Genomic DNA, 12243 nt, shown 5'->3' with positions numbered 1-12243 from the left:
AAGGACCATCTATTATCAATCAATCCAGAGTTAAGAGAAAGTTATGACGTTTACCAAGATCTTTTAGAATCCTTCGAAAATAAGGACCACACGACCTTTTTCAACTTAATAGATACCCTTCCAGTGCATTTAAATCAGGAGTTTAAAAAGGCAATTCTTTACCTAAACAAACACAGAATAGCGATTTGCAACGCCTTAAAATACCCTTATTCCAACGGCAAGCTTGAAGGGAAAAATAATTTAATCAAAGTGATCAAACGGATTGCTTTTGGTTTTCGTACTTTCCGCCACCTGCGCAAGAGAATTCTTATTCAGCAGAATCTCTGTATAATCATTTAAATAACAAAAAAAGAGAACACCGGAATGCTCTCTTTTCCAGATTTAATTCAAAACAACACTATTTGACAAAGAGCCTTTTTTGCTATCATTTTACTTTTTTGTCGATTCCCGTAAAACTAATTTCGTTCCCAATGTAATTTTTCTAGGAACGGGAGCTTTTTCTTTACTAATATCTTGCAACGTAGTTAGAGCCAGTTCTCCCATCCATTCAGTCGGAACATTAATGGTAGAAAGTGCTGGAAACACATACTTGGCAACACTGACATCATTAAAGCCAATCAGTGAGATATCCTTTGGTAAGGACAGTCCTTTTTCTTGAATCGCCCGCATCGCACCGATTGCTAAGGCATCACTGGAAGCAAAAAAAGCGGTTGGATACTCTTTATTCGCCGCAAGAAAAGTTTTCATCACTTGATAACCACCTTCCACGGAAAATTCCGCAGAAAGATGACTGTCCGCATCGTATATTTTTAATTGCGTCATCCGCTGCCGAAAAGCCGTTAAGCGGGGATCTTCAATTTCATTGTGGTTTCCCTTGGTATATTCCAAACCAGAAAGAATTCCGATTTTCTCATGTCCCTCTGCAATAAAATGATCGATTACCAAATCTACTGCTTGTTGAAAATCAACCGTCAATGAATCATAGCCTTCACTCATCGCATCATAGTCCACAAAAAGAATCGGCTGATTCAGTTGAGAAAACCGTTTGACTTGTTTTCCATCAAATTTCCCCAGAGCAATCGTTCCATCCGTCTGTGTTTCGGAAAGCTGATCAAACGGTTCCTTAATCAAGCGGATATTCAATTCTTCTGCTTTATTCTCAATCCCCAAACGAATTGCGAGATAATACAAATCCGCCAATTCTTCTTCTGCCTCGTACCATTGGACTAAACGAAAAACCTGCGCTTCTTTTTTCTGTTTGATTTTGTATTTCGTATAATTCAATGCTTCTGCCGCTTCAAAAATCTTTTGTTTTGTTTCTTGACCGACTGAAAGCTCACGATCATAATTCAATACGCGAGAAACGGTTGCCGGTGAGACACCCGCTTTTTCTGCGATATCTTTAATGGTAGCCATTCCTTACTCCCTTCACAAAACTTCTATAAACCGAGCAAAGGCAGCCTGTCCTTGTTCATCTCGTTTGAAAACACCGGCATCTTCCAACACCCGTGCAAAAATCAGTCCTACTTCTTTGCGCAGGATAGCTTCCGTTGTTTCTTTCGTAAACGTATAGTTGGTTTTCAATTCATTCGCCCATTTCAAATGATAAGGTGCGATTTGATTGACTTCACCTAAAAGATATTTTTCGACTTCCACCAATTCAGTAGCTAAACGTGGGGGCAAAACAGCCAGTCCCATGACTTCGATCAATCCGATATTTTCTTTTTTAATGTGTTGAACATCTTGATGAGGATGGAAAATACCGTCCGGGTGTTCTTCGGAGACATTATTGTCTCGCAAAACCAAATCTAATTCGAACAAATTATCTTTACGACGAGCAATTGGTGTGACCGTGTGATGTGGCGTACCATCTTCCGAGTAAGCCGAAATTTCCACCAAGTAATCGGAGTAATCACGCCATTTTTCAAAAATAAATTCTGCTGCCTCCACCAATTCTTCTTGCTTTGCAGATTGCAAGCGAATAACGGAAAGAGGCCATTTGACAATTCCTGCTTGAACATTTGGAAAGTCAGATAACGTCACATTTTTCTCGATTGGGGCATTTGCCATTGCAAAAGTGTGTCTGCCACCTTGATAATGGTCATGAGATAAAATCGATCCACCAACGATTGGCAAATCCGCATTTGACCCTACAAAATAATGCGGTAAAACTTCCGTAATCCGCAACAAACGTTCGAAGGTCTCCTTGCCGATTTTCATTGGTCGATGTTCTTCAGCTAAAATAATACAATGTTCATTGTAATACGCATAAGGCGAATATTGAAAACCCCAACTCTCCCCATCCAGATTCATCCGAATGATTCGATGATTGGTCCGAGCAGGATAATTGACCCGACCTTGATAGCCTTCATTTTCCATACAAAGCATACATTTAGGATAATTGACCGCTGTCACATTTCGAGCAGCAGCAATTTGTTTAGGATCTTTCTCTGGTTTCGAAAGATTAATGGTGATTTCCAATTCTCCGTATTCTGTCTCCACTGGAAAAACGATATTTTTTGCAATAGCACGAGTTTTGATGTAATCGTTTGTTTTACATAACTCGAAAAAGTAATCGGTAGCTTCTTGCGGACTTTTTGCATATTGTTGGGCAAAAAGTGCATTGACAACTGATGGTGGCGGTGTCAAAAAATCCATCAGTTGACTTTCCAAGATTTCTTTTTGCGGTGTGTCTGTGATTACACCATTTTTTTGGGCTTGCATAATTAATTGATCCAGCAATTCCACTGATGACTGTTGTGGTTTTTGGCTGATAGTTTCATCCAGCGAATCTTCTCCGATTAGCGCCAACAAGCGATTATGCAGGTAAAGACGATCAAGATCCATCCACCCACCTGCTTGGATGGCTAAAGTTGTAAAGTCAAAGATTGTTTGACTGATTGACATGAAATCTGTTCCCTCCTATTTTTCATACCCGTTTGGATGACTAACGTGCCAATCCCAAGCCGTTTGAATAATTGCTTTTACATCCGTATATTGCGGTTTCCAGCCTAATACTTCCTGTGCTTTATCACTTGCTGCAATCAAAGTACCTGGATCACCTGCACGACGTGGTGCTACGTTTGCCGGAATTTCTTTTCCTGTCACTTCTCGAGCAGCATCCAACATTTCTTTGACAGAATAGCCATGATTGCTTCCTAAATTAAAGGCATTGCTTTCATTGCCCGCTTTTAAATATTCCAATGCAAGGATATGAGCAGCAATCAAATCCTCTACCTGTACATAGTCCCGAACACAGGTCCCATCAGGTGTATCATAATCATCCCCAAAAATTGCCAACTGTTTCCGTTGCCCTAGTGCAACTTGCAAGATAATCGGTACCAAATGCGTTTCCGGATTGTGGTCTTCCCCGATGGAGGCGTCTGCTTTAGCGCCTGCTACATTAAAGTAACGCAAAGCAACATATTTCATTCCATACGCGTTGTCGCACCATTTCATCATTTTTTCCATCATTAATTTACTTTCGCCATAGGGATTTTTAGGCTTTTGTGGTGTTGTTTCGCGAATCGGTACTTCTTCTGGTTCTCCATAAGTAGCGGCTGTTGATGAGAAAACGATATGTTTCACATCATTTTCCTGCATCACTTCCAATAACACCTGCATCCCGTGGACATTGTTATTAAAATACATCAGCGGTTTTTCAACTGATTCTCCTACTAATGAGCTTGCAGCAAAGTGAATGACACCTTCGATGGCTTCTTTTTCAAATACTTGCTGCAAAAACGGTTTGTCCCGCACATCGCCTTCATAAAAACGTGCAGCAGGATGGATTGCCTGTTTATGTCCGGTTAATAAATTATCAACAACTACGACGTCGTATCCTTTTTCAATAAGCTGATCAACAGCATGAGAGCCGATGTAACCTGCCCCGCCTAATACTAAAACTGCCATTTTATCTTCTCCTTTGTCTGTTGGGTAACTAATTTTTCACTTTTTTCGACCTGCTCCACTAAAAACAGCCTCAGTAACCTAAGAAAGTTTTCTTGCCCCGTCATCAATGCTTGCTTTATAAATATCTGTGGCATAGCCGATTTTATTATTATACTCCTTCTTCACTGTGGCAACAAAATTTTCCCATTCAGAATCTTTGACCAGGGCAATCGCGCAACCGCCAAAACCAGCGCCGGTCATCCGCGCACCGAGAACCCCGGGCTGTGCTTGAGCAGCAGAAACAAGTGTATCCAATTCGATACCAGTTACTTCATAATCATTTTGTAAAGAGTCATGAGAAGCATTCAATAATTTACCAAAGGTTTCTAAATCTCCTTTGACTAAAGCAGCCTTCGCTTTTAATGTCCGTTGATTTTCTGTGACCGCATGCTTTGCTCGTTTGATCAACGTGTCATCTCCGATAAGCTCTGTATGAGCATAGAACGTTTCTTCATCCAATTCACCAAGTGACTTGATCGTGAGCTTGGTTTGCAACCGGCTTAATGCTTCTTCACATTCCGCTCGCCTTTCATTATATTTGGAATCTGCTAATTCTCGCCGTTTGTTAGTGTTCATGATTGCAACCACGTATTCTCCAAATTCTGCCGGTACTACCTCATATTCCAATGTATTCGTGTCTAATAATAATGCATGATCTTTTTGTCCCATGCCAATCGCAAATTGATCCATAATCCCAGAATTAACACCGATAAATTTATTTTCTACTCGTTTGCCGGTAATGACCAAGTCAAGGCGTTTCACCGTCAATTGGAATAAATCTTCTAAAATAACTCCCGTCAAAAGTTCGATAGAAGCAGAAGAGGAAAGACCTGCACCATTCGGAATCGTACCGTAAAAAACAATTTCCATCCCAGTGTCGATTGCATGTCCGTCTTCTTTTAGAAAATGCATCATTCCTTTTGGATAATTTGTCCAATCATGCTCTTTTTTATAGTGCAGATCATTGATTGAAAATTCGATGATTCCTTTTTCAGGAAAATTCTCCGAATATAAACGAACGAGATCGTCTTCCCGTTTTTTTGCTACACCAAATGTTCCAATTGTGATAGCTGCCGGAAAAACAAAACCACCATTATAATCCGTGTGCTCACCAATCAAATTAATTCTTCCTGGCGCAAAATATTCGCCTGTTGGTTCTGTTCCAAACTTTTCTTTGAAGATCTCTTGTAAATTTTTCATCGTACACCTCTCACTTTTTATTTAGTAAATTTATTATATAATATTTACTAAATATTTTCAACGTTTTTGTAAGTGTTTTAACTTTTCATTTTTCGCAGTTTCCGTCATAATGAAAGAAGAAGATAAGGAATGGAGTGAGTCCGATGAAAAAATTTGCTTCAGGTGTCTTAGTCGGCACATTAGCAACCGTAGCGGCAGCAGCAGGATTTGTCTTCGCTGTCAAAAAACAAGTGATCGATCCAATCGATGAAAAAGAAGCGATGATCGAAGAAAATCGTAAGAAAGCAATGCGTAAACGTGTTGCTCGCTAAAAAGAACCGCTGATTTCACTAATCAGCGGTTCTTTTTCATTAGTAATAGAGAAATCTTATCTGCCTGACGTAGATTCCATGCATTGGTTCCTGGACGAGAAACGCTTGCCGTCAACCAGTCTTCTCCCTCGACTGGAAGACCGAAACAATAAAGGTTTGGCTGGGGAATTCCCTTTGAAGTCAACACACGATTGGTTTTTCTTTCAACAGCCAATGCACCAGTCTTTAATTTGCCTGAATAAGTAAAAGATGTTGCCAATCCTTGTTGGCGGAGATTTTTCAGCAAAGGATTCCTTGTAGCAAAAAGCTGTGTATCTGGTAATCTTGCTTCAATCAATGTGTCAGATAAAATTTTTTGTCCATTTAAAGAAACAGAAAATTTTTCATCTAACAATTTAATAGGCGTTTTGGGCGGAAGAATCGTCAAAATACCCGACTCAATCAACGCAAGCAACTCTTCACTTCGTTCCAACGGTGGACCAATTGTTAAAAAAGCATCTAAAGGAACAAACCATTGCCACATACACTCTAATTCTTCCTTGCTGAACAAATTATGGAACAGCATAAACCGCACCGGGTCTCGCAAATCTTTCCAGACGTCAATTGCTGCAGCTACCGGCCCATCTATGGTTCCTTTTTTCGCCTCACTAATTTGCCACTGCAAATAAGCTATCAGTTCTTGTTGAAAGGATTCTGTGAAAAACCGCGCCGGATCAGCTATCTTCTCCCAATTCCAACGCTGTTTATCCAACGAAGGAAATGTTGAAAGGATTTCTCTACCCTTTTCAATAAACTGATTTGTAAATGTATCAACAGCAATCGGCAGTTTTTCTTCAAGAATTCGTTGTCGATAATAAACCAGCTCCACTTCCTTTTTCATGTTATCAAAAAAAGAAGGAACTTCTGCAGATTGTTTTCTTTTATTTAAGTACTCAGGAGTCAGAAAATGCGGTTTCGCTGCTTCTCCCCATCCTTTTTGATTTTTGCCTCGAGGAAAATAAGGGACCCCTCGTCTAGATACGGCATACATTTTCGGCTCTCTGCCTGAAGGGATGTACCGCAATTTTTCCTCTCCTTCAAATTTTCCACCTCGTTGCAAAGAAAACAAACTAAGATAATCAAAAAATGCCAATCCTAATCCCCGAAAAAAATCGGCTGTGCTCCTGGAATCGAATCCACCACGACATCGGCTGCATTACTTGGCGGTTGGTAAATTAAGCCATTTTTTTTCGCATATTGAAAAAATTCCGTTTCTTCTTTAGTCCCTTCATTTTGCCAATACCCAGTAGCCAGTGCCAATTGATCTACAAACTGTGGTTGATGCTCCGTGGTTACTAAAAAGCCTTGTTTATGAGGAAGTGCCGCAAGAACTTTAGTCTTAAAAAAAGTCACTTGTTTTTTTGGGGAGAGTTGTTGCCGTAACTGTTGATAAAACCATCGTTGGTAGAATCCGTAAAGCGCCCTGCTCGTGACATCGTTTTCCTTCAGCCGCAATACTTCTTCCATAAAATACTGTTTTTCTTTGCCACCATTTCTTTTGATAAATTCATAACCAAGTTGCTTGCTCCATTGAAAAAGATCCAAGCCATTTCTTTTTTTTCCCATTATATCTACGCGATCATCCGTGAATAAAGTCACTTGCTGAGCAACGGTATTCATCTTTAAATTTTTGGATTGCTCTTCTCGCCAAACGCTGCCGCCAATCCCCACATGATCAAAAAGAAAAATTTCTATTGGTTCATCTGCCGCAGAATGATTTACCACTAAGCGCTCACACAAAGACAAGCCTCGAGGTCCTGCACCTACAATCCCAATTTTCATAGGCTTTCCAAATATTCTTTTAGTACGACTGCCTGGTTCTCGGTTTGATTTTTGGCACCGTATAAAAGAGTGACCGTTGGATATTTTTGGATGTCATCTTGCAAAATAGTCACTGCTTCTTTAGCAGGGGATGTTTTTAATTCTGCAAGATATTTTTCTCGAAACATTGGATACTTCCCCGATTCATGATTAAACCATTTTCGTAACGCTGTCGTTGGCGCAATCTCTTTTAACCACTCATCCAATTGAGCCTCTGTTTTTTTTATTCCTCGAGGCCAAATGCGATCAACCAGTACCCTAAATCCGTCAGTTGGTTCTGCTTCTTCATAAATTCTCTTTAATTTGATCATTTCGATCCCCTCCACTTAAAGTGTAGCATTTTCAAAAAGAACCACAAAATCATTGCGCTTTTTCAAAAAAAAATCACCCTTTTCAGAGTGATTTCTTGTTTAAATATTCTTAGATTTTGTTTTGCCCGTCCAGCTTTGATAGCCGCCCTTTAGCAAATACATATCTTTGTAGCCTTGTTTTCTTAATTTATTCGCCGCACGAATACTCATCGATTTTTTTTGATCGTAAATATAAACGGGTTGATCTTTACGGATACTATTGTAAGAATTCGACAAAACGGAATAAGGGATATTTCGTGCCCCTAAAATATGTCCTGCATCAAACTCGTCCTTTTCCCGAACATCAATCACTTGAGCTTTTCGCATGCCTTCTTTAAATTCTTCTTCCGTTAAAACTTTTGCGGAACGTTTTGCCATGATACGTAGATACAATTCATTGGCTCCGATCGCTAGTAAAATCGCTAATAAAATAATATTGATCCAAGCTAAAGGACTCATTCACTTCTACCCTCTCTATTCTACAAATTGCAATGCCAATGAACCTGCTCCGATAACGCCGGCTTCATTGCCTAATTCTGCTAGTTTGATCTGAGTGCTGTTGCGCACTTGTGGAAATGTAAATTCTTTAAAATAGTTTTCTACTCGGCTTCGTAAAAATTCTCCTGCTGCAGATACGCCGCCACCTAAAACAACACTTGAAGGATTCAGCGTATTTCCAAGGTTTCCGCAAGCTAATCCTAGATAGAAACAAACTTTGTCTACAACCATCAAAGCAAAAGGATCATCCTTTTCTGCTGATTCAAAAACATCTTTTGAACTGATATCCTGACCATCATCCAACCGTTTTTTCAGTTCAGAATCTCCAGCATATTCTTCAGCAAGATGTCGTGCTACTCGAACGACTCCCGTAGCACTAGAAACAGTTTCTAAACAACCACGCTTGCCACAGGTACATTCAAATCCATGAGGATCTACGGTAATGTGACCGACTTCTCCGGCACAACCAGCAACACCGTGCAATAATTTTCCTTCAGCGATGATTCCGCCACCAACTCCGGTTCCTAAGGTGATGAAAACAACATCTGGATTATTTTCGCCAGCACCTTTCCAACGTTCACCAAGAGCCGCTACATTGGCATCATTGTCTAAAGTAAATCGAATTCCGGTTCCTTCTTCGATTTGTTGACGAACAGGCTGGATAGTTGTCCAGTTTAAGTTGTAGGCACCCACAACAGTTCCTTTTTCCCGGTCAACACTTCCTGGAGTCCCCATACCGATTCCTAAGAAATCATCCGCTTTCATATCGTAAAGATTTAAATGGTGATTGATTGATTCAATAATATCTGGAACAATATGTGATCCATCATCTAAGATATTGGTTTCAATACTCCATTTTTGTTGAATGTCTCCATCGACTGTCATGATGGCAAATTTAACGGTGGTACCTCCTAAATCGATACCAATAATTTTTTTATCCATGCTAAACTATCCTTTCTCGCGACTTTCCTCAATGCGATGCTCCCGCTTTAAAACACGCCAAGCGGTCATATAAGTTTCATGATCAATCACGCGACCATCATAAAGATTACGCAACTCGATCATCATCAATTCGATGTCATACAGTCGTTTGCCGACATAAATGTACATTCCGAATTGTTTGAATAATTGTTGAACATCGTACAGGGTTTCCATATAAAGCACTTCCTCGACTATTATACAAGTAAATCTCTTGTTGTACAAAAGAATTTCAAAAAAAAAGCAGAAAACAGTTCTCTACTATCTTACTATCTACAGTTCTAAATATCAAAGTACCAAATTTCTATGATTTATTTCGACCAAAAATTACTTTGGATTTTCACTGGAAAAAATAGATAGTTTTCATTCACCCAAACGGACAATATGTCTCATGTTTTGCCTGATATTCTGTCAACTTCTTGATTTTTTCTTTCTTAAATTCAATTATTGATACCCCATCAAAGGCGTATTCCTGCTCTTCCCGCGCACGAAAGTACCACTCAACAACAAAAATATCAGACTGGACCGCAAAAATTCGATCAATCCGCCATTCCAAAACATCTTGCTTTGCTTTCATCGATTCTATCCACTGAGATAGTTGTGACAGTCCACAATAAATCGGCCCATAGCATTCTCGGTAATAGATGTCCTCAATAAAATATTCCTCAATTTTAGAAAAATCTTTTGTTACCCATGACTCAAACCATTCTTTAATAATTGTTTTTTGATCCATTTTCCCCTCCTAAGCTTTCTTTTTCCAATGATTTCTGTTACGTAGTTTCCACGATTACTTACTACTTTGGTAGAGTGAGTATTCCTCATTTTTATCTTCTCTTCATTATAGGATGAGCGCTTGCAAAGAGCAAAACTTATTCAATTCATCCTCTAAATATTTCTAAAGATTATTTGAAAACGCTATCTCAAGAATGGAAGGCTGTCATACTCATTATAAACGCAAGAAAAGAAGAAAATAAAATGGGCATCTTGGGGTTGATACTGGCGATTAACGGCTTAGCCAGTATTGCGTGGAGCTGGTCGAAAATGCCGATAATCTTACAGAAATGGTCAAAGAAATAATTTGGAGGAATTAGGAGTATGGACTTGCTGAAACGGTACAATACATTTATTTTTGATTTTGACGGTACACTGGCGGATACGCTGCCAATTTGTTTTGAAAGTTTTCGACAGGTGTTTATAAAATACAATGGTGTCTCCCTCTCCAATCAGACAATTGAAAGTTGGTTTGGACCGAGTGAAGCTGGCATAATAAAGAATAATCTGACAAATCCTGATGCTTTTTCAGATGCTCTCGCACTTTATTACAGTATTTATCAACAAGAACATAGTAAATTTGTTAAAGAAAATCCTGAAATCACAGCCATGTTGGCGAAACTTTCTGCCAGCAAAAAAAATATCGCAGTCGTGACTGGTAAAGGCAGAATTTCCTATGATATTTCAATGCAGTGTTTAGGGTTAAAAAAAGTCATTGCATTTAGCGTGACAGGGGATGATGTGATCCAGCCAAAGCCTCATCAAGAAGGAATTCTAAAAGCTCTGGATTATTTTCAAGCAAAGACAGAAACTGCGGTCTATTTTGGTGATTCTAATGCCGATATCCAAGCTGCCAATAATGCGCAAGTTTATAGCATAGGCGTTAAGTGGTTCTATCCGCGTTCGTTTTCTTACCAACCTGATCGCTATTCTTTCGTACCCATGGATATTTTCTGATTCTGTTTTAAAAATTTTAAAAAAAGGATGTCAGCTCAAAGGCCGACATCCTTTTTTACCCAATCAATAAACTATATTTTCTTAACCCGTAAACAAGACAAAGCACGATAAGAAAACTAAAAATCAAAACAGATATAATTCGTGCATGGATAGAGAATTTCCCATGATTTTTCGGTAATGCTAAGATATTCCCCATTAATAATCCACCGATGATGCCGCCAATATGCCCCCACATATCAATAGACTGATCAAAAATACCAAACAGCAGACTCATTCCAACGAAAAGAGCAAATTGCCGCACCATTCCTTGGATTGCCGGATTGTGTTTGAAATAATACCCTAGCAACAAAAAGGCGCCAAAAATTCCAAAAATCGAAGTACTGGACCCGGCAGATTGAACGCCGGCGGTATTAAAAGCAAAACTCATTGCATTTCCCAGAACCCCGCTCAATAGATACAAAATCAAAAAACGCCAATGTCCGTAGATTGCTTCAACCTGCTGTCCGATAAAATACAAAACGATGGAATTTACTGCAAAGTGAAGCAATGAAAAGTGAATAAAAATCGGTGTAACAAAACGCCAATATTCATGATAAAAATAAACGAAGGGACCAAACATGACCCCGCTGCTTTCTAAAGATGAGTGTGGAAACAACGCAGTTATCACAAAAACGATTGTTTGAATACCTAAAAATCCATAGGTGACAAAGGGTTTGTTCAACCAGCGCTTTATTTTTAGTTGTGTCTGATAATCCATAAAATCTCCTTTTAATTGTCTGTAAATAGTTTCATGATCGGTACATCAAACGGCTCCGGCTGCCAAGAATCATCTAACTGTTCCTTAAAAGCCAAACTACAAGTATTGCCAGAAAAATCTTGGAGATAGCGATCATAATAGCCACCGCCAAAACCAATTCGATAACCTTCACTGGAAAAAACCAGTCCCGGAACGATCAATAAATCAATCGTATCTTTTGGTGCCTCCAAATCGCTCAATGGCTCCTCCACCCCAAATGTAGACGTTTCATAACGAGTCTTTGGTGTGACATGATAAAAAATCAATCGACGATCTTTCAATGATTTAGGTACGACCAATTGTTTTTTTTCTTCAAATCCTCGGGTAAAAATCCCATCGGTGGAAAATTCAAAACCCACGGAACGAATCAGACCAATTGTTTTAGCTTCTTTCCATAAAGCACTTGCAAAAAAAGTAGCTAAAATCTGTTTTTCTTTGGCTTTTTTTTCTTCTGCATTTTGCGCAAGTTTTTGTAAGCTCTCAATGCTTTTTTTTCGTAATTCTTTCTTCATCATCAACGCTCCCATAAGTGAATAGTATCGAAAAAAAGTAGAAATAGCAAACGGACAGA

General features: G+C 39.2%; 16 protein-coding genes. 3 read left to right on the top strand and 13 right to left on the bottom strand.

Going from position 1 to position 12243, the window contains the following annotated elements; genetic code table 11:
- Positions 1–339: transposase (locus BAU16_RS02655; RefSeq protein ID WP_161526377.1), on the top strand; the 339-nt coding region annotated here is incomplete at its 5' end.
- Between the two features lie 90 nt (positions 340–429).
- Here BAU16_RS02655 and BAU16_RS02650 read toward each other — a convergent pair.
- The 4 genes from BAU16_RS02650 to BAU16_RS02635 all read right to left on the bottom strand — a co-directional run bounded on the left by BAU16_RS02650 (position 430) and on the right by BAU16_RS02635 (position 5151).
- Positions 430–1416 carry a LacI family DNA-binding transcriptional regulator gene (locus BAU16_RS02650; protein WP_137605763.1) on the bottom strand — a complete coding sequence of 329 codons (987 nt, stop codon included), beginning with the start codon at positions 1414–1416 and terminating at the stop codon, positions 430–432.
- A gap of 12 nt (positions 1417–1428) precedes the next feature.
- Positions 1429–2907, bottom strand: a complete 1479-nt coding sequence (gene galT, locus BAU16_RS02645; protein WP_137605764.1) for a UDP-glucose--hexose-1-phosphate uridylyltransferase — start codon at positions 2905–2907, stop codon at positions 1429–1431.
- A 15-nt stretch (positions 2908–2922) separates the two neighbouring features.
- Entirely contained in the window at positions 2923–3912 is a 990-nt protein-coding gene (gene galE, locus BAU16_RS02640; protein WP_048603100.1) for a UDP-glucose 4-epimerase GalE, read from the bottom strand.
- A gap of 78 nt (positions 3913–3990) precedes the next feature.
- Positions 3991–5151: a galactokinase gene (locus BAU16_RS02635; RefSeq protein WP_137605765.1), complete on the bottom strand. Its 1161-nt coding sequence runs from the start codon at positions 5149–5151 to the stop codon at positions 3991–3993.
- 143 nt (positions 5152–5294) lie between these two features.
- Here BAU16_RS02635 and BAU16_RS02630 point away from each other — a divergent pair, with 143 nt between their 5' ends.
- A complete protein-coding gene (locus BAU16_RS02630) occupies positions 5295–5462 on the top strand; it encodes a DUF3042 family protein (protein ID WP_069959616.1) in 168 nt (55 codons plus the stop codon).
- Positions 5463–5484: 22 nt separating this feature from the next.
- Here the strand turns inward: BAU16_RS02630 and BAU16_RS02625 are convergent, their stop codons facing one another.
- The 7 genes from BAU16_RS02625 to BAU16_RS02595 form a co-directional block, all read right to left on the bottom strand.
- The gene (locus tag BAU16_RS02625; RefSeq protein WP_161526376.1) at positions 5485–6594 is read right to left on the bottom strand and encodes a hypothetical protein; all 1110 of its coding nucleotides are present in this window, start codon (positions 6592–6594) and stop codon (positions 5485–5487) included.
- Positions 6595–6596: 2 nt separating this feature from the next.
- Complete coding sequence (locus tag BAU16_RS02620; protein WP_161526375.1) at positions 6597–7283, bottom strand: FAD/NAD(P)-binding protein; 687 nt, start codon at positions 7281–7283, stop codon at positions 6597–6599.
- Positions 7280–7633 (bottom strand): DUF488 domain-containing protein, encoded by a 354-nt coding sequence (locus BAU16_RS02615; protein WP_137605767.1) that lies wholly within the window; start codon positions 7631–7633, stop codon positions 7280–7282. Before BAU16_RS02615 ends, BAU16_RS02620 begins: the two co-directional genes overlap by 4 nt.
- A 99-nt stretch (positions 7634–7732) precedes the next feature.
- Positions 7733–8131 (bottom strand): rhodanese-like domain-containing protein, encoded by a 399-nt coding sequence (locus tag BAU16_RS02610; RefSeq protein ID WP_048603104.1) that lies wholly within the window; start codon positions 8129–8131, stop codon positions 7733–7735.
- A gap of 15 nt (positions 8132–8146) precedes the next feature.
- Complete coding sequence (locus tag BAU16_RS02605) at positions 8147–9112, bottom strand: ROK family glucokinase (RefSeq protein WP_048603105.1); 966 nt, start codon at positions 9110–9112, stop codon at positions 8147–8149.
- 6 nt (positions 9113–9118) lie between these two features.
- The gene (locus tag BAU16_RS02600) at positions 9119–9325 is read right to left on the bottom strand and encodes a YqgQ family protein (protein WP_048603106.1); all 207 of its coding nucleotides are present in this window, start codon (positions 9323–9325) and stop codon (positions 9119–9121) included.
- Positions 9326–9515: 190 nt separating this feature from the next.
- Positions 9516–9881, bottom strand: a complete 366-nt coding sequence (locus BAU16_RS02595; RefSeq protein WP_137605768.1) for a nuclear transport factor 2 family protein — start codon at positions 9879–9881, stop codon at positions 9516–9518.
- A gap of 362 nt (positions 9882–10243) precedes the next feature.
- Here BAU16_RS02595 and BAU16_RS02590 point away from each other — a divergent pair, with 362 nt between their 5' ends.
- The gene (locus BAU16_RS02590; protein ID WP_137605846.1) at positions 10244–10876 is read left to right on the top strand and encodes an HAD family hydrolase; all 633 of its coding nucleotides are present in this window, start codon (positions 10244–10246) and stop codon (positions 10874–10876) included.
- 55 nt (positions 10877–10931) lie between these two features.
- Here BAU16_RS02590 and BAU16_RS02585 read toward each other — a convergent pair whose 3' ends face one another.
- Positions 10932–11633, bottom strand: a complete 702-nt coding sequence (locus tag BAU16_RS02585) for a rhomboid family intramembrane serine protease (RefSeq protein WP_137605845.1) — start codon at positions 11631–11633, stop codon at positions 10932–10934.
- A gap of 11 nt (positions 11634–11644) precedes the next feature.
- Entirely contained in the window at positions 11645–12187 is a 543-nt protein-coding gene (locus BAU16_RS02580) for a 5-formyltetrahydrofolate cyclo-ligase (RefSeq protein WP_048603111.1), read from the bottom strand.
- Between the last annotated feature and the right edge of the window lie 56 nt (positions 12188–12243).

The organism is Enterococcus sp. JM9B, from assembly GCF_009933265.1.
Classification (GTDB): domain Bacteria; phylum Bacillota; class Bacilli; order Lactobacillales; family Enterococcaceae; genus Enterococcus_C; species Enterococcus_C songbeiensis.
The sequence above is the reverse complement of the archived record's forward strand: the minus strand, read 5'-3'. Positions and strand labels throughout refer to the sequence as shown.